Here is a 21,455-nt window from a genome sequence, read left to right as displayed (position 1 = left end):
GATGTTTATCAAGTTGAAGGAGTACTCTAGCTGCAAACTAAAATCATAAGGATGTGTCATGATTAAGCTTGCGATAGTAGGAACCAATTGGATTAGTGAGAAGTTTGCTCTGGCGGCTCTAGAAAGTGAAAAGTTCACCGTGCGTGGCGTCTATTCTCGAGCGTTAGAGACAGCAAAGCGCTTTGGTGAGCCTCTTGGAGCGACGTTGTTTTTTGATAGTTTAGATGAGCTCGGTATATCGACAGAGATTGACGCAGTTTATATTGCTTCTCCTAACAGTCTGCACTGCCAACAAGCGATTCAACTTATGCGCGCGGGCAAACACGTGATTTGTGAAAAGCCGTTAGCTTCGAATATTAAAGAAGTTGAGCAGATGTTTGAGGTTGCCAAAGAGAATGGCGTTGTCCTAATGGAAGCCTTCAAAACGGCGTACTTACCTAACTTTATCGAGTTAAAAAAAGCCACGAAGGAATTAGGTCGCCTACATAAGGTTCATTTGACCTATTGCCAATATTCCTCACGTTACCAAAGATACCTTGACGGCGAAAATCCAAATACGTTCAATCCTGAGTTTTCTAACGGCTCTATTATGGATATTGGCTTTTATTCCGTTGCGGCAGCGGTTGAGTTGTTTGGCGCCCCAAACAAGATTCAAGCGTCTGGGCATTTACTGGAGTCGGGCGTTGATGCGCATGGCAGTGTATTGCTAAGTTATTCGGACTTTGATGTGACGCTGGAGCATTCAAAGGTGAGTAACAGTTACGCGGCAAGCGAGATTCAAGGTGAAGAAGCGAGCTTACTACTCACCCACTTTTCTGAGTGTCTAGGCTTTGAAAAGCGAGAAAGAAGCGGTGAAATCACCAGCGTGTCGCTTCCACAAGTAGAGAACAGCATGATGTATGAAGCTGAGGCGTTTGCTTCTATGATCACTGCGCAAGAAATGGATCCGCATGCGGTGCAGCGTTCATTGGATATTTCGAGAATAATTACCGAAGTACGATTGCAGACCGGTGTGGTGTTCCCGGCTGATAAATAATCGATAGAAAAAGCAAAGGAGCCGATAAGATATCGGCTCCTTTCGTTTATGCTTTCTGATGACTTGAATCAGTTGACGTCGCTAAAGAGCGTTCTATGAGTTTGGATTTTCCAAGGCCAATGAACACCATCACGGTGGCGAAGACAATGCATATAGCACCGACACCGACTTGTCCTTGAAAGTCACCAGTTGCCGTAGCTGACTGGGCGACAATTGGCCCAAGTGCAAGACCTACTGTACCAATTTCTGGCCCGTAGGAACTGAAATACCCTGACTTATCGGTGGTGGCTAATGCGGTGTAGTAACGTGCGTACATCATGTTCCATAGCATAATATAAAATGCTGAAAAACCGAGGAAAGAGGTGGTGTCATTGGTGCTAGCCATACCAAAGCAGACTGCGGCATTGATGATACTTAGCGAGACAATTATCGTGGTATGACTGTACTTTTTATCCACTACAGCCGTCAAAATACCACCAATAACTGCCATTACTGAACCAACTGCCAACACCAACCCAACATCTTCAGTGGAAGCTTGCATATCATCGCCAATAATTTCGATGTACGGGTATATAATTCCTAGACTCAAACTGTACACAAGAAACGCGCCGCCGACCCATACCATAGGGACGACAAATGTTTTCTTATCCAGCTTGCTCTGACTACCTTCTGATATCTCAAGATCTTTGTCGAGTCGGCCATTATCTGGGTAGAACCAAAATGCCACTAGACAAAGAGCGGATGCGAACATGAAGAATTGATATAGCGCATTCAAACCATAGGTAGCCATTAACTCTGGAATGAGGATAAACCACGTGATCAGCCATACATTCAGAGCTGCAATCATATAGCCAAAATTCCGACCAGGGTGACGAGTCACACTCATTCCGACAAGACCTAGTGAGTAACCAATACCCTGACCACTACCTGCAATGAGGCGGCTTAAGATAAAACTGTCAAAATCTTGTGCCGTCATACTTAAATAGTTGCCCACAATCAATGCAAGTGCAGCAAGGTATCCAATATAGCGCCAATTAGTACGACGAATGAGTAGCAACGAAAAGAGAAGTGATGAAAGGGCGGTGGCTAATAATTCGTACATGGCAATACTTTCGATTTGTGCGTCATTTAATGACATCACTTCGGCCGCACCACCTAGCATAAAAGGTAGAAAGTTAAAGGCATTTGGGGCGAACATTACCAGCATCATGGCTGCAATGATCAGGGCTTTGGAGTCGATAGTCCTAGCGGGGCTCACAAAGTGTTTTAACATAGTTATCTCCTATCCATCCTAGATTAGGGTTGTTAATGATATGTTAATCATGAGTGCTATTGATGAATTACAGTAGTACCCTTATGGGTTACAAAAATGTTACAACTGTGCTTATTGTGTAAGTTGTTACTGCCTTCAATATCTGTTTATCGAACACATATTGAAGGCGGAGAGATTTAGAGGGGAGCGCTATCTATTGGCGTGTTATCGTTTAACTCAAAGTGACGATCAACCGAGAACATAGTCTTTAAAGTGATCTCGCAGATCTTTTTTACTGAGTTTGCCAGTGGCGGTGTGAGGAAGTTCGTTAATAAACTCAACGGCGTCGGGGATACAGAACTTCGCAACTTTACCATCGAAGTGAGCCAAGAGCTCTGATTCCGTCACAGTCACATCATGAGTGACTGCAATAAGCAGCGGGCGTTCACCCCACTTGTTGTGCGAAACACCGATCACTGCAGCTTCCTTGATATCAGGGTGCCCTACAGCGATATTCTCCAGTTCAATTGAGCTAATCCACTCGCCTCCTGACTTAATAACATCTTTTGAACGATCGGTGATTTGCATGTAACCATCAGGATCAATGCTGGCTACGTCTCCGGTATCAAAGTAGCCGTTGCTATCAACACTTTCTCCTTGCTTGTAATACCCTGATGCAATCCACGGGCCTCGTACTTTGACCGAACCAAATTGGTGACCATCCCACGGCACCTGATTGCCTTGCCAATCTTCTATTCGCATATCTACGCCAAACACAATGCGACCTTGTTTAAGCTGGTACCCCATCTTTTGTTCATCAGCAAGTGAACGTAGCTTTGGCTTGAGTTTATTGAAGGTACCAAGGGGGCTCATTTCGGTCATACCCCAAGCATGGTGCATCGAGACATTAAATAATTCATCGAACTCCCTTATTAATACTTCAGGACAAGCAGAGCCACCGACGACGATTCGCTTGAGACTTGGTACTTGAAGCTCTGATTGTTTTAAATGCTCCAACAACATCAGCCACACAACAGGCACACCCGCTGTCATGGTCACGCCTTCATTGTTGATAAGCTCAGTCAATGTAGCTCCATCTGCCATTTTGGGACCGGGCATCACGAGTTTAGTCCCAGTCATCGGGGCACTGTACGCCAGACCCCATCCGTTAACATGAAACATAGGTACGATAGGCATTACGCACTCATCGATGGAAAGCCCAAACGCATCAGGTAGAGCACTGCCTAATGAGTGAAGGACTGTTGACCGGTGTGAGTAAAGCACGCCTTTGGGATGGCCTGTTGTCCCCGAGGTATAGCATAAAGAACTGGCGTCATCTTCTTCTAGCTCGGGCCAAGTAAATACAGTGCTTCGGTCTGCGATAAAACTTTCGTAGTCCAATAGGTTTTCGATTTGAGATTCAGGTAAGTGAGCGTGATCCGTTAGTGCGATGAAGTGGTTAACGGTAGAGAGTTTGCTTTGCAGTTTTTCAATAAGAGGTGTGAAGATGGGGTCAAAGAACACTATGGTGTCTTCTGCATGATTGATGATGTACTCAATTTGTTGTTCAAAGAGTCTAGGATTGACGGTGTGTAATACTCCCCCAGAACAAGAGATGGCGTAGTACAACTCAAGATGTCGGTAGTCATTCCATGCAAGCGTAGCGACGCGCTGACCTTTTTTTAATCCCAGTGATTTGAGTGCATTCGCCAATTGTCGAGTTCGTGAAAAGGCGTCCGACAAGGTATAGCGGTGCCTAGGGTTGTCGTAGGTCACCGAGACTATCTCGGTATCGCCATTGACGCGGTCGGCGTGACGCATGATTTCAGTGATGGTGAGAGGGATGTTCATCATCTGTCCTTTCATTATGCAACTCCATTTGTGTTGATGAAATGTAAACAGTATGTGATCGCTTTCCTTTTGGGTATGTACCCTGATGGGGTTACGTGTTCGAAGTGACTTAAGGGGTCTATGTTCTAACTCGGTTCAATCTGTGATGGTCTTCATCAAAACGCAGGTATTTTACTTTTTATCATCAAGAATATTTGCCATCGTGTACTAAATAATGCCCAAAAATAGTCGCAAGTTTGACAAATCGAATAGGTCATTGGGTCATCGTTTGAGATGTTGAATTGGTGGATTTGAGCTCGTGCCCCCGACGTGGTATTTCATCAGGGAGCGATACGTGATAAGGAGTGTCTATGTCAGTTATTATGGACGGGTGGATGGAGTTTAGCCATCGCTATCCTCCTCTTATTGAAGCAATCGGTGAGCAGAGCTTTTTGGAAAAACTGTCTCAGCTCATCACCAACATTGTCGATTATGAAAGTCTAGTGGTTATGGGCTTTAGCGAAGATAAAGCCCCAGTGGTCATCTATAACGATACCAACTTCTTTGCCGAACAGAGCAGAGATAAAGAATTTATGGGGGCGTTAGTTTTGGATCCGTTTTACCAACTGATCCGCAGAGGCGTGAGAGAGGGGGTGTATAAACTGGATGAAATCGCCCCAGATGAGTTTTATAGCAGTGATTATTACCATCAGATATACAAGAAGACTGGCTTACAGCAAGAAATAGGCTTGATTGTTACTTGTACCGAAGGGTTCACTTTGGTGCTTTCTGCTGGGCTGAGAAATAAACAGAGTGTCGATTGTGATGAGAAGCGACGTCTGAATTTGTACTTTGACATGCTTAAATCAGCCATTCGTAAACATTTTGAGTTGGGTAGCCCAGAAGAGAGAACGATTGGGCATCAGCTCAATGACATTTTTAGTAATTTTGGGAAAGACTTCTTAAGTGAAAGGGAATGCCAAGTGACGCAACTGGTTCTGCAAGGCTATTCAACCAAAGCGATTGCTCCATTGTTAGAAGTCAGCACCGAAACCGTCAAAGTGTATCGAAAGCGGATTCATAACAAACTAAAGATATCTTCCCAATCTGAGTTGTTTTCTCTTTTTCTTGAGGCGGCATCAACGGTTCCCGCTGATAGTAATATCGATCCATTGACGGTCTATTTCGGAGGCAAACATGTCCATTGATGATGAGAGTAATGTCACCTCATTGGGGAATTCAATTTCTACCGAAAGCGCGGAACAATGATGATGTTGGAACAGGCAAGCAGCAATCAAGCAGTAGCAATCAAGTTTGCTAGTGACACATCTCCTTATCTGAACTCACGCTTGAGCCGCGTGAAAACATCAGTTTCCCCGACCTCCTGGTAGTCAGAGGTCGGGTCTTTTTGTGATCTCTATCCTAGGGTTTCTGTACGTCATTCACTTGTATGTGATTATGTTCACATTTAGGTTTTTTTTGACATTTGATAATTCTACAGCAAGGGTAGAATGAAAACGAATTGTTAAACTTGATGCTAGATGGTTGGCATAATGTGCTGAATAATCGTTAATAAATAGAACTATCAATATTAATTTCTAGCTATATTTCTCTGAGCAGAGAGAAGTTGTCAATTTACCTTCACATTGCAGTATATTCATCTGATTTTTACCTGTTGTAGGAGAATTATGCCATTTTTGCTACAAAAATATGGCAAATTAGTTCGAAGGTTGGTAATGTGAACCGCAATCTTTGTATGGATTTAGAATTAAATGCTCAAAAAGTGAGCTAAATAAATCTAAAATGCTGTCCGTTCTAGCAATCTTACGAAGAAGTCATGGATGCAAAATTAAAACTTGGAGTTAAATGCATGTATAAGAATAAAATCACGCAAGCCCTTCTTCTAGGTGCTGGCATGGCAGTGGCTGCCACTTCTTTTTCTACTCTTGCCGCAGATGTACCAGCGGGCACTAAACTAGCAGAGAAACAAGAGCTTGTTCGTGGTAACGGTACCGAGGTAGCAACACTCGATCCACACAAATCTCAAGGTGTTCCAGAGTCACACGTAATTCGTGACCTTCTTGAAGGCCTAGTGAACCAAGATGCAAATGGTAAGACTATCCCAGGTGTTGCCGAAACTTGGGAAACGGCAGACAACCAAACTTTCACTTTCCACCTACGCAAAGACGCAAAATGGTCTAACGGCGATCCTGTAACGGCAAACGACTTCGTATACAGCTTCCAACGCGCAGTTGATCCAGCAACAGCATCTCCATACGCTTGGTACATGGAATATACCAAGATGGCAAACGCTAAAGACATCGTTGCTGGCAAGAAAGACAAGAGCGAGCTAGGTGTTAAAGCAGTAGATGACTACACGCTAGAAGTGACGCTAGATACAGCAGTACCTTACTTCGTAATGATGATGGGTCACACAACGGTTAAGCCAGTTCACCAAGCGACGGTAGAAAAATTCGGTGACCAGTGGACTAAGCCAGAGAACTTCGTTGGTAACGGTGCGTTTGTTCCTAACAAATGGGTAGTGAACGAGCGTCTAGAGCTTGTACGTAACGACAACTACTGGGATAACGACCATACTGTTCTTAATAAAGTAACGTTCTTGCCTATCGAGAACCAAGTTGCTGAAATGAACCGTTTCCTTTCTGGCGAACTAGATTTCACATACGAAGTACCTAACGAGCACTTCCGTCGTCTACAAAAAGAGTACCCACAAGATGTAAACATCAAGGGTAACCTATGTACTTACTACTATCAGTTCAATGCACAAAAAGCACCGTTTAACGACGTTCGCGTACGTAAAGCAATGTCTTATGCAATGGACCGAGATATCGTTACTAAAGCTATCCTTGGCCAAGGTCAAAAACCAGCTTATTTCCTAACGCCAGAGATCACTGCAGGCTTCGACCCTGTAACTCCTGAGTATGGTCAGCTTTCTCAGAAAGAGCGTATCGCTGAAGCGAAGCGTCTTCTTGAAGAAGCAGGTTACACGAAGAGCAACCCTCTAGAGTTCAACCTACTTTACAACACATCTGAAAACCACAAGAAGATTGCTGTTGCAATCGCCTCTATGTGGAAGAAAGAGCTAGGCATCAACGCGAAGCTTGAAAACCAAGAGTGGAAGTCTTACCTGGACAGTAAAGACACAGGTAACTTTGACGTTGCACGTGCTGGTTGGTGTGGTGACTACAACGAAGCGTCTTCATTCCTAACACTAATGGTTAGTCAAAACACAACGGCGGGTCAGCACTATAAGAGTGCAGAATACGATAAGATCATCGATAAAGCTCTACACTCTACTTCTGAAGAAGAGCGTACTCAGCTATACATCGATGCAGAGAAATTGCTAGCGAAAGATATGCCAATTGCTCCTATCTATCAGTATGTTACAACACGTCTAGTATCACCTCAGCTTGGTGGTTACCCAGAAGGTAACGCTGAAGATAAGATCTACTCAAAAGATCTATATATCAAAGCAAAATAATTCCCTATAAAAAATATAACTAACTAAGACCTGTGTGTGCGTAAGCACACGCAGTGTCTATTTTATTTTAAATTGTCACAGACTGGATGGATGAGTTTATGATTAAATTCATACTTAAACGGATATTTGAAGCGATACCAACACTGTTGGTATTAATTACTGTCTCCTTTTTCTTGATGCGATTCGCACCAGGTAACCCTTTTTCAAGTGAGCGCCCACTTCCACCGGAAGTTATGGCTAACATTGAAGCAAAATATGGTCTTGATAAGCCAGTATTCGAACAGTACACCACGTACTTGACCAACATCTTACAAGGTGATTTTGGTCCATCTTTTAAATATCAAGATTACACCGTAAACGAGCTTATTTCGGTTGCTCTACCTGTATCGGCCAAAGTAGGTCTGATTGCCTTCATCTTTACCGTTATCATGGGGGTAACCGTAGGGACTATTGCCGCTTTACGGCAAAACACTTGGCTCGATTACACGATTATGTCGACGGCCATGCTTGGGGTCGTTATGCCTTCTTTTGTATTGGCACCAGCACTGATTTACCTGTTCTCACTGCATTGGAATCTATTCCCCGCTGGTGGTTGGCATGATGGTGGCTTCCAATACATCGTGTTACCCGTGATCGCCATGTCACTGCTTTATGTTGCAACGTTTGCACGTATTACCCGTGGTAGCATGATTGAGACATTGAACAGTAACTTTATCCGCACAGCTCGCGCAAAAGGCTTGAGCTATCGTTATATCGTTCTTAAGCACGCTCTTAAGCCTGCACTGCTGCCAGTAGTATCGTATATGGGTCCAGCATTCGTAGGTATCATTACCGGTTCGGTAGTTGTAGAGACTATTTTCGGATTACCTGGTATCGGTAAGCTGTTCGTAAACGCAGCCTTTAACCGAGACTATTCGTTAGTAATGGGGGTCACCATCTTAATTGGTTTCCTATTTATTCTATTTAACGCCATCGTAGACATCTTGCTTGCGATGATCGACCCGAAAATTCGTTACTAAGGGAGTGTGGTAATGATGCTAACGAAGAAAGAAAACTTGGAAGCGGTAGAGAAGTTTTCCGAGAATTTAGAAATTGAAGGTCGTAGCTTGTGGCAAGACGCGCGTATCCGTTTTATGCGTAATAAAGCTGCGATGGTGAGTTTATTTATTTTAACCCTGATGACATTAGCAGTGATTTTCCTGCCAATGTTTGCGCAATATGCGTTTGATGATACGGACTGGTATGCCATGCATGCTGCGCCAAGTGCTGAGCACTGGTTTGGTACTGATAGTCTTGGACGTGACCTTTATGTACGTACATTAATGGGTGGCCGTATCTCTCTAATGGTAGGGGTTCTAGGTGCATTTGTTGCGGTACTGATTGGTACACTTTACGGCGCAACATCAGGCTTTATTGGTGGTCGTGTTGACCGCGTTATGATGCGTGTACTTGAGATCTTGTACGCTGTACCGTTTATGTTCTTGGTTATCGTACTAGTGACATTCTTCGGTCGTAACATTGTGCTTATCTTTGTGGCTATCGGTGCGATTGCTTGGCTAGATATGGCGCGTATCGTACGCGGCCAAACCCTCAGCTTACGTAGCAAAGAGTTTATCGAAGCGGCACACGTTTCCGGCGTGAGTAATTGGAAAATTATCACACGTCACATTGTCCCTAACGTACTTGGTATCGTAGCGGTGTACTCAACACTACTTATCCCAAGTATGATTTTGACGGAATCTTTCCTTTCATTCCTTGGCCTTGGTGTACAAGAGCCAATGACCAGTTGGGGCGCACTGCTTCAAGAGGGTTCTCAAACAATGGAAGTGGCTATTTGGCAGTTAATTTTCCCTGCTATTTTCATGGTCGTAACCTTGTTCTGCTTTAACTATGTTGGCGATGGTCTTCGTGACGCGCTGGATCCAAAAGACAGATAAGAACTAGTAGAAAGGATTGAATATGAGCTTATTAGATGTCAAAGATCTGCGTGTTGAGTTCACCACGCAGGACGGTATTGTTACCGCTGTAAACGACTTGAACTTCTCCCTTAACCAAGGCGAAACGCTGGGTATTGTAGGTGAGTCCGGTTCAGGTAAATCGCAAACTGTATTCGCTATCATGGGCTTGTTAGCGAAAAACGGTATCATCTCGGGTAGTGCACAATTTGAAGGGCGCGAAATCCTCAACTTGCCAGAAAAAGAACTGAACAAAGTTCGCGCTGAGCAAATTGCGATGATTTTCCAGGACCCAATGACGTCGCTTAACCCATACATGAAAGTTAGCGACCAATTGATGGAAGTACTTATGCTGCATAAAGGCATGGGTAAAGCGGAAGCATTCGAAGAGTCTGTTCGTATGCTTGAAGCGGTAAAAATTCCAGAAGCGCGCAAGCGTATTACTATGTATCCACACGAATTCTCTGGCGGTATGCGTCAACGTGTGATGATTGCGATGGCACTATTGTGTCGTCCAAAACTGCTGATTGCTGATGAGCCGACAACGGCATTGGATGTTACGGTTCAGGCTCAGATCATGGATCTTCTGAACGAGCTTAAATCAGAGTTCAACACAGCTATTATCATGATTACGCATGACTTGGGTGTTGTTGCAGGTTCATGTGACAAAGTATTAGTGATGTACGCAGGTCGTACGATGGAGTACGGCACGGTAGATGAAATCTTCTATAACCCTAGCCACCCTTATGCGGAAGGTCTGTTGAAGGCAATCCCTCGTCTGGACACGGAAGGGGAGATCCTACCAACGATTCCAGGTAATCCACCAAACTTATTACGTTTGCCACCGGGCTGTCCTTACCAAGAGCGCTGCCACCGTGCAACTCCACAGTGTAGCGTGTCTGCGCCAACACTAGAGAACTTTGGACAAGGTCGTCAACGTGCGTGTTTTTCTGATTGGGAGGCTTGGGCAAAATGAATGCAATGACAAACAACAAATCACTATTACTTGATGTAAAAGAGCTAAAAGTACACTTCAGCATTGCATCGAAATCAGCTTGGCCTTGGTCAAAACCTGCACAGCTTAAGGCCGTAGATGGCGTAAACGTTCGTTTATACGAAGGTGAAACACTGGGTGTAGTAGGCGAGTCAGGTTGTGGTAAGTCTACGTTTGCACGCGCCATTATCGGTCTTGTAGAAGCGACAGATGGTGAAGTGATGTGGCTTGGTCAAGATTTGACTAAGATGCAAGCGGTTCAGCGTCGTGATACACGCAAAGAAATCCAAATGATTTTCCAAGATCCTTTGGCATCACTTAACCCTCGTATGACGGTAGGTGACATCATTGCCGAGCCATTAGAGACCTTCTATCCAGAGCTCTCAAAACAGGAAGTGAAAGATCGCGTCAAAGAAATGATGGCGAAAGTAGGTCTGCTACCAAACGTGATTAACCGTTATCCTCATGAGTTCTCTGGTGGTCAGTGTCAGCGTATCGGTATTGCGCGTGCACTCATCTTACGTCCTAAGATGATTATCTGTGATGAGCCTGTATCGGCATTGGATGTATCTATCCAAGCTCAGGTGGTTAACCTACTGAAAGAGCTACAAAAAGAACTGGGTTTGAGTCTAGTGTTTATTGCGCATGACCTGTCAGTCGTGAAGCACATTTCTGATCGTGTATTGGTAATGTATCTTGGCAATGCTGTTGAACTAGGTGAGGCAGAAGCATTATTTGCCAATCCGTCGCATCCTTATACTAAAGCGCTAATGTCAGCGGTTCCGATTCCAGATCCAAAAATTGAGCGCACTAAAACCATTCAGATGTTGGAAGGGGATCTACCATCTCCGATCAGTCCTCCATCAGGTTGTGTGTTCAGAACACGCTGCCCACAAGCAACGGAGCAGTGTGCTCAACAGAAACCAACAATTCAGGGAACGGACGTACACGCAGTGTCGTGCCTAAACGTCAGTGTTTAGGGAATCCTACTAACCAGCAAGGAATGGCTCTAGTTGTTTGTGTGTGAATAATTAGAGTCGCTATTTTCAGCCTGTGACGGGCCTAAGCGCGGCAACTTTTTTGGTCGCGCTTTTTTTGATCTTACCAAAAGATCATTCAAGTTATTCGAACGACTTCTTTCAAACCATCCCCTCAAGTTCTTCATGTTCGTTTCATATAATGTCATCACTAAATGAAGAGAAGGAATGAAAGCATGGGGAAATTGGTTGAAGGTGTTTGGCATGATGTATGGTATGACACTAAAACGTCTGGCGGTAAGTTTGTGCGTGAAGATGCTGGCTTTCGTCATTGGATAGACAATAGCCCACAAGCAGAATTCCAGCCTGAATCTGGTCGCTATCATTTATACGTTTCGCTAGCTTGTCCTTGGGCTCATAGAACACTGATCTTTCGCGCTCTTAAAGGTTTGGAAGCGCACATTGATGTTACGGTCGTGTGTCCTGACATGCTTTCTGAAGGGTGGTCTTTTGGGCTTCCTGAGCCACTATTTGGATTCACCAAACTTCACCAAATTTATACACAAGCTAAACCAGACTATACCGGTCGAGTTACTGTACCTGTTTTGTGGGATAAAAAGACTAACACTATTGTGAGTAATGAGTCATCGGAAATCATCCGAATGTTCAACTCGGAGTTTAACCAACTGACAAATAATAGTGACGATTTTTATCCGGAGAAATTGCAGTCCGCAATTGACGAGTGGAATGAGTTTATTTACCCAAACATTAACAATGGAGTATACCGCTGCGGTTTTGCAACTACTCAGGAGGCGTATGAAGAAGCTTACAATAGCTTGTTCGATGCTTTGGATAAGGTAGAAGCGCAGTTGGCGACCCATCGATACTTAACGGGTGACCAAATAACGGAAGCAGATTGGCGATTGTTTACCACATTAGTGCGTTTCGATGCGGTGTATGTGGGGCACTTTAAGTGCAACAAAAAACGTATCGCTGATTACGAAAATATCCAAGGTTTCCTCAAAGAGCTATACCAAGTTAAAGGTGTTAAAGAGACCACGGATCTCTACCATATTAAACGCCACTATTACTTCAGTCATACGGGTATCAATCCAACTCAAATTGTTCCTGCCGGCCCTGATTTGGACTTGGATTCGCCTCATGGAAGAGAGCGTTAAACTGCATACAATAAAAAAGCCTCCGATGACGGAGGCTTTTTTCATTCAGTTAAAGGGCAAATTACTTTTGCTCTTGACCTGACTGAATCGCAGTTAGTGCTACTGTGTACACGATATCGTCTACTAGTGCGCCACGAGAAAGGTCGTTAACTGGTTTGCGCATACCTTGCAGCATTGGACCGATAGAAACTAGGTCTGCTGAACGCTGTACCGCTTTGTATGTTGTGTTACCAGTGTTTAGATCTGGGAATACAAATACAGTCGCTTTACCAGCAACTGGAGAGTTAGGTGCTTTAGAAGCCGCTACGTTCTCCATGATCGCTGCATCGTACTGTAGAGGACCGTCGATGATAAGATCAGGACGTTTCTCTTTTGCTAGTTTGGTTGCTTCACGTACTTTATCTACATCAGCACCTTTACCAGACTCACCAGTAGAGTATGAGATCATTGCAACGCGTGGGTCGATACCGAATGCCGCAGCAGAGTCTGCAGATTGGATAGCGATTTCAGCAAGTTGCTCAGCTGTTGGGTCAGGGTTGATTGCACAGTCACCGTACACCAATACTTGATCAGGCAGCAGCATGAAGAAGATTGAAGATACGATAGATGTACCCGGAGCCGTTTTGATGATTTGGAACGGAGGAACGATAGTATTTGCTGTTGTGTGAACAGCACCAGATACTAGACCGTCTACTTCGTTTGCTTCAAGCATCATTGTGCCAAGGTAAACAGAGTCTTGTAGCTTCTCACGAGCCACGACTTCAGTCATACCTTTCGCGCCACGCAGTTCTACGAGACGAGCAACGTAGTTTTCACGTACCGCATCAGAATCGATGATAGTAACACCTGCACCTAGCTCAACACCTTGCTGTGCAGCTACGCGCTTGATTTCGTCAGGGTTACCAAGAAGCACACATTCCGCGATGCCACGCTCAGCACAGATAGCCGCAGCTTTAACTGTACGAGGCTCATCACCTTCAGGAAGAACGATACGTTTGCCAGCTTTACGAGCAAGTTCTGTTAACTGATAACGGAATGCTGGTGGGCTTAGCTTACGAGTACCGATAGTACCTTCAAGTAAAGAGTCAATCCATGGACCGTCGATGTGACCAGCAACGTGCTCGTTAACGAACTCGATACGCTCTTTATCGTCTGCAGGTACTTCTAGGCTAAAGCTCTGTAGGTTCAGAGACGTTTGCCATGTGTTACCTTGAGCCTTAAAGATTGGCAGGCCAGTGTCTAGTGCTGGCTTGATTAGGTCAGCAATTTCAACCGGAACATCGTAGCCACCCGTTAACAGGATAGCGCCGATTTCTACACCGTTCATTGCAGCAAGTGCCGCAGCGACGATAACGTCTGGACGGTCTGCTGAAGTAACAAGTAGAGAACCTGGTTTGAAGTGCTCGATCATGTTTGGTAGAGAACGCGCACAGAACGTGATGCTCTTAATACGACGCTTCTCGATATCGCCCGCGTTAATTACTTCAGCATTTAGATGCTGAGCCATGTCAATTGCACGCGTTGCAATTAAATCGATCTTCCAAGGCACGCAGCCAAGAACGCGGATTGGACTAGTGTTGAAGATTTGCATTACTTCAAGGTTAGCTTGCTGCGCGGTGTCTGCGTCGTCAAAGATTTCAGAAAGATCTGGACGAGTACGGCCTGCTTCATCAACAGGAGCATTTAGCTTGTTGATGATAACGCCAGAGATGTTCTTGTTTTTAGTACCACCGTAGTTAGTACATGCAACTTCGATACGCTCTTTAAGCTGACTTGGGTTGTCAGTACCTGGCGTTGCTACGAATACGATCTCTGCACCAAGTGTTTTTGCGATTTCTGCGTTAACTGCGTTCGCAAATGGGTGTTTACGAGTCGGTACTAGACCTTCGATAAGCGTTACTTCAGCGTCTTTGCTTACTTGGTTGTAACGTTCAACAATTGTCTCAAGTAGTACGTCAACTTTTTCGCTACCGTATAGGTTCTCAACGTCAGACATTGGAAGTGGTTGGCCCACTTTCATATCGCTGGTGTTACCAACGATAGTAGAAGTTAAGTCTGGTTGATCGCCACCGTGGCGAGGCTGAGCGATAGGCTTGTAGAACGCAACGTTCACACCTTTGCGCTCCATAGCACGCAATACACCCATACTAACACTGGTAAGACCTACGCCAGCGCTAGTTGGTACAAGCATAATAGTACGGGACATTCTTTGAGTACCTCAAACTATATGTAGGGAAGAAACTCAGCGTGGTGAACGTCCTTTTATGAGAAAAACAGACGGTCGGCTGAGCCCAATAAGAAAACTGGCTAACCTAAGTTAGCCAGTTTGAAAATTAAAGACCTGCTAGACGCGCAGTGTCTTCAGCAATTACTAGCTCTTCGTTAGTAGAGATAACCATTGCAGGGATACGGCTGCTTGCAGCAGTGATAGTGCCTTCGCCGCCGAAACGAGCTTTAAGGTTAGCTTCACCGTCAACTTCGATGCCAAATACGCCTAGACGGTTTAGAACCATCTCACGGATTGGAGCAGAGTTTTCACCGATACCACCAGTGAACACGATAGCGTCTAGACGACCGTCAAGAGATGCAGTGTAACCCGCTACGTATTTCGCTAGACGGTGGCAGAACACGTCCATTGCACGTGTTGCTTCTTCTTTCTCACCGTAGTTGTCTTCAACGAAACGGCAGTCAGAAGTCACTTCAGTTAGACCTAGAAGGCCAGACTCTTTAGTTAGCATGTTGTTGATTTGCTCAACAGAGTAACCTAGTGCGTCGTGTAGGTGGAAGATGATCGCTGGATCGATATCACCACAACGAGTACCCATTACTAGACCTTCAAGAGGAGTAAGACCCATTGAAGTATCTACAGATTCACCGTTCTTGATAGCGCAAACAGAAGCACCGTTGCCTAGGTGGCAGTTGATGATGTTCAGTTCGTTAGCTGGCTTACCAAGTAGTTCAGCTGCTTCACGTGCGATGAATAGGTGAGACGTACCGTGCATGCCGTAGCGACGGATGCCGTGCTCTTTGTACAGGTTGTACGGTAGAGCGTATAGGTAAGACTCTTGAGGCATAGTTTGGTGGAACGCAGTGTCAAATACTGCTACGTTCTTAAGCTCTGGGAAGTTGTGCTTAGCCGCTTCGATACCGATGATGTGAGCTGGGTTGTGAAGAGGTGCAAATGTTGCAGAGTCTTCGATACCTTTAAGTACATCGTCTGTAATTAGCGCAGAAGATGTGAATTGCTCACCACCGTGAACGATACGGTGACCGATAGCGCCTAGGTTAGCTTTTAGCTCAGGTTTAGAAGCAAGGATAGTTTCTACCATGAACGCTAACGCTTCTTCGTGAGCAGCGCCGTCGCCTAGTTGAGCTTCGTGTTTACCATCAAGTTTCCACTTGATACGAGCTTCTGGAAGGTGTAGACATTCAGCAAGGCCTGTTAGGTGCTCATCACCGTTTTCTGCATCAACGATGGCGAACTTAAGAGAAGAACTACCGCAGTTTAAAACTAAAACCAGCTTAGACATTAGAGGTTACCTGTATTTTATTGATCATGGATCATTGGGGTATAAAACGTATCTCAAGGCTGAGAAGGTACAAAAGATTTACCATTCAGTCTTGGTCAAAAATTCATCAATTGCCGTATAATAATATGCGATTTCTTCATTAAAATCACATTTGCGTCCTTGCGACGTTCATCTCTTGGTTGCCTTATTTGTAAATAAAGACAACAATGAGATTGAGGAAACGCAAAGAATAACGATAATGACAGAAGATAACAAAATAAATTTGAAAGAATATTAACTTCAGTCAATATTTTGCTGATTTAGTTGAAGAGTTCAACTTTTTTTTAGTGAGGTTGCCTATGAGCGAGCGAGTAAGTCTGACTCAGAGTATAAAAAATGGCCAAAAGTACATGGAACTATGGCCAATGAGAAAGGAACTCACACCATTGTTCCCAGAGCAGCGCATAATCAAAGCAACAAAGTTTGGTATCAAAGTCATGCCTGCGGTTGCAGCTATTAGCGTGTTAACGCAAATGGCATTTAGCAATGCTCAAGCCATGCCACAATCTATTGTTATCGCGTTGTTTGCTATCAGCTTACCAGTTCAAGGTATGTGGTGGCTTGGAAACCGCTACAACACACAACTACCTCCAGCACTTGCGTCTTGGTATCGAGAGCTGCATCAAAAAATCATTGAGACCGGCTGTGCGATGGAGCCAGTTAAGGCCAAGCCCAAATATAAAGAACTCGCTGTCACTCTAAATAGAGCGTTTAGACAGCTCGATCGCAGCGATTTTGACCGTTGGTTCTAATCTAATTGGTTTCAAAACAAGACCCCGCATTAATGCGGGGTTTTGTTTTATAGAGGCTTGTTTTGTTACCGCTATTCATAGGCTCGACGGATCTTGTAGACGGTGCCACTGTCTGTCGTAAACCATACGTTACCCGTGGCATCAGAAGTGATATCGCGGATACGTTCGTCCAGCTCTTCATAATAACGGCGTTCTTCGAGTACTTGGCCAGCTTCATTGACATCGAGGACGTTCATATGAGTGAGCTTTAATGCGCCGATCAGAAGTATGCCGTTTAATCGAGGGAACTTATCGCCTTGATAAAGATGTAGTGAACCAGGTGCGATAGAGGGGATGTACACTTTCTTCGGCGACTCTATTCCATCTTTTTCTTGAGCTTCACCCGCATTAATCGGCCCCCAATATTCCTTTCCATGAGAAGTAATTGGCCAGCCATAGTTGGCCCCAGCTTTGATTAGGTTGAGCTCATCTCCGCCTCGTGGTCCGTGTTCAATGGCCCAAAGCTGTTTTCTTTTACTGTCGTAGATTATGCCTTGTGGGTTTCGGTGACCATACGAGTATATCTCAGGCGCAAAGCGCTTGTTATCAATGAATGGATTGTCTTTAGGCACGCTGCCATCTTGATTAAGCCGAATTATAGTGCCCGCGTGATTGTCGGTTTGCTGTGCATTATCCCGTTCCCCTGCGTCTCCGATGGTCATGTAGATATAGCCTTCATCATCAAAAGCAAGACGACTGCCAAAATGTCGCCCCGAGGTGACGACAACGTTGCTGGAGAACAAGTCCTGCCATGACTCTATGGTTGACCCGTTTAAACGCGCTTTGGCAAGTGTCGGGGTGCCACCTTTACCATCGGGTTTGGCATAAGTGAAATAAAAAACATTTTTGTCTTTAGGACTAGCGATGATGTCCATTAAACCGCCTTGACCCGACGAATACACATTTGGTACACCGGAGACAGCAGATACCTTTCCGGTTTCCCCATCAAGGATAACAAGGCTGCCTTGGCGTAAAGCTATCAAAAAATGTTTATTATCAATTGGCTCTATTGACCACGGTACGCCATCAATGACGGCAACTTTATCAAGCTTGCTGCTTTCCAATTCCCTCGCAAACCCGAACGCAGAGAACACACAAATTAGAGATATAAATAAAGCTTTTTGAATATGTAGGTTCATGAAGGTCTTCCTTGGTATCTATCGGGAGCGAGCATATATGAAGCAGAACGCTATCTGTATGAATATAGACACCTTTCACAAAAAATCACTCACAATCCTTCACTTTTGTCAAAAATGCATTACGCTAAGATTTGGCTAAATATTAGTCGCATGTATCGCAGAGTGTACATCCTGATTAAAATGTACGTCATTAAATCAATCTTTCAGCACGTTTATCTGGTCGGATTGTTAATATTATCTTTCAATTTGGTAAGCTTACTGGTAGAAATAGCAGTAAGTCGAAAATTAAATAAATATTCGACACTTAATGTAAAACAATAATTACACCTAATTTCCTCTCGAGTGAGAGCTTTCTGCCTCACAAGGAAAAATTGCTGAATCAAGGAGTGAAGATGAAAGCAAGCAAGTTACTTGTCACAGCAGCACTAACTGGCGTGGCTCTATTATCGTCTACGAGCATTATGGCAAAGACGGCAAAAGTGGCAGTATCCCAAATCGTTGAACACCCAGCGCTTGATGCGACTCGCCAAGGCTTAGTGGATGGTTTAAAAGCGAAAGGGTATGAGCAAGGAAAGAATCTAGAATTTGACTATAAAACGGCGCAGGGCAATCCAGCTATTGCGGTACAGATTGCACGCCAATATGTAGGTGAGCGCCCTGATGTTCTTGTTGGTATAGCAACTCCAACGGCTCAGGCTCTGGTATCAGCGACGCGCGATATACCGGTTGTTTTCACTGCCGTTACTGATCCAGTGGGAGCGAAGTTAGTGAAGCAGCTTGAGCAACCAGGTAAAAATGTAACGGGTCTGTCTGACCTTTCTCCTGTTGATCAACACATTGAATTAATTCAAGAAATTATGCCAGATGTGAAAAGTATTGGTGTGGTTTATAACCCGGGTGAAGCTAACGCGGTTAGCCTTATGAAGCTGCTTAAAGAGAGCACTGATAAGCGCGGTATTGAATTGGTAGAAGCGACGGCACTTAAAAGTGCTGATGTACAAACTGCGACTCAAGCAATTGCTGCCAAATCAGACATCATCTACGCACTTATCGATAACACGGTTGCTAGTGCGATTGAAGGCATGATTGTTTCTGCAAACCAAGCGAAGAAACCGGTATTTGGTGCAGCAACGTCTTATGTTGAGCGTGGTGCGGTAGCAAGTCTTGGGTTCGACTACTACCAAATTGGTGTTCAAACCGCAGACTACGTAGCCGATATCCTAGATGGTAAAGATCCAGGCAAAATGGATGTCAAAGTTGCGAAAGGCTCTGACTTGGTTATCAACGCAACAGCAGCTAAAAAATTGGGTTTAGCGATTCCTAAATCAGTGATGGATCGTGCAACAAGCGTAAAGTAACGCACGAGTGATGGTGGCTGGGCTTTATGATTTAAGGCCCAGCTTTTTTATTAAGCAGAAGAGGAGTTGTTATGTCTGCTTTCGCTTTTTTCGGCGCTCTAGAAATCGGTCTTATCTATGGACTGGTCGCGTTGGGTGTCTATCTCACCTTCCGAGTTCTTGATTTTCCAGATCTTAGTGTTGATGGCAGTTTCCCTATGGGAGCGGCCGTTGCAGCGACCGCTATTGTGGCTGGAATCGACCCTTGGATAGCAACGGGGATGGCTATCGTTGCTGGTGCAGCAACGGGTTGGGTGACAGCATTCTTAGCCGTTAGGTGTGGCATTCTTCATCTTCTTGCATCTATCTTGACTATGATCGCGGCGTTTTCGATCAACATTCGAATCATGGGACGCCCAAATATTGCACTACTTGGTGAAGATACCATTTTAACGCCATTTGAAATGATGGGTGATGCCATGTACATCAGGCCTTTAGTGGTGGGTGTACTCGTTCTGGTGTCGGCATGGTTTGTTGTCCGCCTTCTTAATAGTGACTTCGGTTTGGGGCTACGAGCGACTGGTGTCAATGCGCGCATGGTTAAGGCTCAAGGTGCAAGCACATCGTTTTATACCTATTTTTGTCTTGCTTTATCCAACGGTTTCGTAGGTTTCGCTGGTGCGCTGTTCGCTCAAACCAATAGCTTTGCGGATGTGACTTCTGGTGTGGGTACGATCGTGGTTGGCCTTGCTGCTGTTATTCTGGGTCAGACCTTGATTCCGGGTAAAAAGATTTGGGTAGCGGTGACCGCGGTGATTGTCGGTTCCGTCTTGTATCGTCTAGCTGTGGCGTTCGCATTAAGTTCTGGCATGTTTGGATTGCAAGCATCGGACCTTAACTTGGTGACGGCGGTCTTGGTAGCCATCGCACTGATTGCTCCGAAACTAAAAGGAAACCTCAAAGCAAAAAAGGGCGTTAAGCCTGTAAAGAGTCAAGCAGTATCTAATTCAGGCAAAGCGGGGAAAGTAGCATGATTCGTTTAGAAGATATTCAAGTTACCTTCAACCCAGGTACTATCCTAGAAAACCAAGCATTGAAAGGCGTTAATCTAGAGGTTCCGGAACATCAGTTTCTAACGGTGATTGGTTCAAATGGAGCGGGTAAATCTACGTTACTTGGCGCTGTTACTGGTGAAACACCTATGATTGGCGGTCGAGTGCTCATTGACGAAATGGACGTGACCAGACAAACGGTAGATCAGCGAGCAAACCAATGTGCTCGTGTATTCCAGGACCCCTTAGCAGGAACGTGTGGTGACCTTTCTATTGAAGAAAACATGGCCCTGGCATATATGCGTGGTAAAAAACGGGGCTGGAGTTTGTCGCTATCGTCAAAGCGTCGCAAGCTATTCCAAGAGCGCATTAGCATTCTTGGTTTGGGCCTTGAAGACCGATTGAGTGACAACATTGGGTTACTTTCAGGTGGTCAGCGCCAAGCGGTAAGTTTAGTGATGGCAACGCTGTCAGATAGTAAGCTGTTACTGCTTGACGAGCATACCGCGGCACTTGACCCACGTATGGCAGCTTTTGTTATCGACTTAACTAAAAAGGTGATCAAGGAGTTTAACCTTACGGTAATGATGGTAACGCACTCGATGAAAGATGCGCTGGCCTGCGGTGATCGGACCGTAATGCTACACCAAGGAGAAATCGTCTTGGACGTAGAAGGGGAACAGCGCGCAAATATGCAAGTTCCAGATCTATTAGAAATGTTCTCAAAAGTTCGTGGTGAAGAGCTGGCGGATGACAGTTTGCTATTGAGTTAACAATCTATTTTTAAACATCTTTAACCGAGCGGTTTCTAAGCCTCAGTGCTACGCCTACAGACTGTGATCC

General features: G+C 44.8%; 17 protein-coding genes. 12 read left to right on the top strand and 5 right to left on the bottom strand.

What is annotated here, in order from left to right; translation table 11 throughout:
* Positions 1 to 58: 58 nt before the first annotated feature.
* Entirely contained in the window at positions 59 to 1,036 is a 978-nt protein-coding gene (locus VME0621_RS08515; protein ID WP_062457873.1) for a Gfo/Idh/MocA family protein, read from the top strand.
* 46 nt (positions 1,037 to 1,082) lie between these two features.
* Here VME0621_RS08515 and VME0621_RS08510 read toward each other — a convergent pair whose 3' ends face one another.
* The gene (locus tag VME0621_RS08510; protein WP_062457871.1) at positions 1,083 to 2,309 is read right to left on the bottom strand and encodes an MFS transporter; all 1,227 of its coding nucleotides are present in this window, start codon (positions 2,307 to 2,309) and stop codon (positions 1,083 to 1,085) included.
* A gap of 228 nt (positions 2,310 to 2,537) precedes the next feature.
* Complete coding sequence (locus VME0621_RS08505; protein WP_062457869.1) at positions 2,538 to 4,154, bottom strand: long-chain-fatty-acid--CoA ligase; 1,617 nt, start codon at positions 4,152 to 4,154, stop codon at positions 2,538 to 2,540.
* A 335-nt stretch (positions 4,155 to 4,489) separates the two neighbouring features.
* On the opposite strand from VME0621_RS08505, the gene VME0621_RS08500 reads away from it, so the two are divergent.
* The 7 genes from VME0621_RS08500 (at position 4,490) to VME0621_RS08470 (ending at position 12,724) form a co-directional block, all read left to right on the top strand.
* Positions 4,490 to 5,326, top strand: a complete 837-nt coding sequence (locus tag VME0621_RS08500; protein ID WP_006070020.1) for a helix-turn-helix transcriptional regulator — start codon at positions 4,490 to 4,492, stop codon at positions 5,324 to 5,326.
* Between the two features lie 662 nt (positions 5,327 to 5,988).
* Positions 5,989 to 7,620 carry an ABC transporter substrate-binding protein gene (locus VME0621_RS08495; RefSeq protein ID WP_038221884.1) on the top strand — a complete coding sequence of 544 codons (1,632 nt, stop codon included), beginning with the start codon at positions 5,989 to 5,991 and terminating at the stop codon, positions 7,618 to 7,620.
* Positions 7,621 to 7,718: 98 nt separating this feature from the next.
* Positions 7,719 to 8,639: an oligopeptide ABC transporter permease OppB gene (gene oppB / locus VME0621_RS08490; protein ID WP_006070023.1), complete on the top strand. Its 921-nt coding sequence runs from the start codon at positions 7,719 to 7,721 to the stop codon at positions 8,637 to 8,639.
* A 15-nt stretch (positions 8,640 to 8,654) separates the two neighbouring features.
* Entirely contained in the window at positions 8,655 to 9,557 is a 903-nt protein-coding gene (gene oppC / locus VME0621_RS08485; protein ID WP_062458266.1) for an oligopeptide ABC transporter permease OppC, read from the top strand.
* Positions 9,558 to 9,579: 22 nt separating this feature from the next.
* A complete protein-coding gene (locus VME0621_RS08480) occupies positions 9,580 to 10,551 on the top strand; it encodes an ABC transporter ATP-binding protein (protein WP_006070025.1) in 972 nt (323 codons plus the stop codon).
* Positions 10,552 to 10,556: 5 nt separating this feature from the next.
* Positions 10,557 to 11,549, top strand: coding sequence for a murein tripeptide/oligopeptide ABC transporter ATP binding protein OppF (oppF, locus tag VME0621_RS08475; RefSeq protein WP_038221908.1), 993 nt, complete (start codon positions 10,557 to 10,559; stop codon positions 11,547 to 11,549).
* Between the two features lie 233 nt (positions 11,550 to 11,782).
* The gene (locus VME0621_RS08470) at positions 11,783 to 12,724 is read left to right on the top strand and encodes a glutathione S-transferase family protein (RefSeq protein ID WP_062457866.1); all 942 of its coding nucleotides are present in this window, start codon (positions 11,783 to 11,785) and stop codon (positions 12,722 to 12,724) included.
* Positions 12,725 to 12,785: 61 nt separating this feature from the next.
* Here VME0621_RS08470 and pta read toward each other — a convergent pair whose 3' ends face one another.
* The gene (gene pta / locus VME0621_RS08465) at positions 12,786 to 14,930 is read right to left on the bottom strand and encodes a phosphate acetyltransferase (RefSeq protein ID WP_038229435.1); all 2,145 of its coding nucleotides are present in this window, start codon (positions 14,928 to 14,930) and stop codon (positions 12,786 to 12,788) included.
* A gap of 127 nt (positions 14,931 to 15,057) precedes the next feature.
* Positions 15,058 to 16,254, bottom strand: coding sequence for an acetate kinase (locus VME0621_RS08460; RefSeq protein ID WP_006070029.1), 1,197 nt, complete (start codon positions 16,252 to 16,254; stop codon positions 15,058 to 15,060).
* A gap of 338 nt (positions 16,255 to 16,592) precedes the next feature.
* Here VME0621_RS08460 and yfbV point away from each other — a divergent pair, with 338 nt between their 5' ends.
* On the top strand, positions 16,593 to 17,045 hold the full coding sequence (gene yfbV, locus VME0621_RS08455) for a terminus macrodomain insulation protein YfbV (protein ID WP_006070030.1): 453 nt from the start codon (positions 16,593 to 16,595) through the stop codon (positions 17,043 to 17,045).
* A gap of 71 nt (positions 17,046 to 17,116) precedes the next feature.
* On the opposite strand, the gene VME0621_RS08450 is transcribed toward yfbV, so the two are convergent.
* Positions 17,117 to 18,223, bottom strand: a complete 1,107-nt coding sequence (locus VME0621_RS08450; protein ID WP_062457863.1) for a PQQ-dependent sugar dehydrogenase — start codon at positions 18,221 to 18,223, stop codon at positions 17,117 to 17,119.
* Between the two features lie 392 nt (positions 18,224 to 18,615).
* Here VME0621_RS08450 and VME0621_RS08445 point away from each other — a divergent pair, with 392 nt between their 5' ends.
* The 3 genes from VME0621_RS08445 (at position 18,616) to VME0621_RS08435 (ending at position 21,385) form a co-directional block, all read left to right on the top strand.
* Positions 18,616 to 19,581, top strand: coding sequence for an ABC transporter substrate-binding protein (locus VME0621_RS08445; RefSeq protein ID WP_038229439.1), 966 nt, complete (start codon positions 18,616 to 18,618; stop codon positions 19,579 to 19,581).
* Between the two features lie 71 nt (positions 19,582 to 19,652).
* The gene (locus tag VME0621_RS08440; protein WP_006070033.1) at positions 19,653 to 20,594 is read left to right on the top strand and encodes an ABC transporter permease; all 942 of its coding nucleotides are present in this window, start codon (positions 19,653 to 19,655) and stop codon (positions 20,592 to 20,594) included.
* Positions 20,591 to 21,385, top strand: coding sequence for an ABC transporter ATP-binding protein (locus VME0621_RS08435; protein WP_006070034.1), 795 nt, complete (start codon positions 20,591 to 20,593; stop codon positions 21,383 to 21,385). The genes VME0621_RS08440 and VME0621_RS08435 overlap by 4 nt, the downstream gene beginning before the upstream one ends.
* The last annotated feature ends 70 nt before the right edge of the window (positions 21,386 to 21,455 follow it).

Origin of the sequence: Vibrio mediterranei, from assembly GCF_900088415.1 — a bacterium.
Lineage (GTDB): Bacteria > Pseudomonadota > Gammaproteobacteria > Enterobacterales > Vibrionaceae > Vibrio > Vibrio mediterranei.
This window is presented reverse-complemented; position numbering and strand designations above follow the sequence as displayed.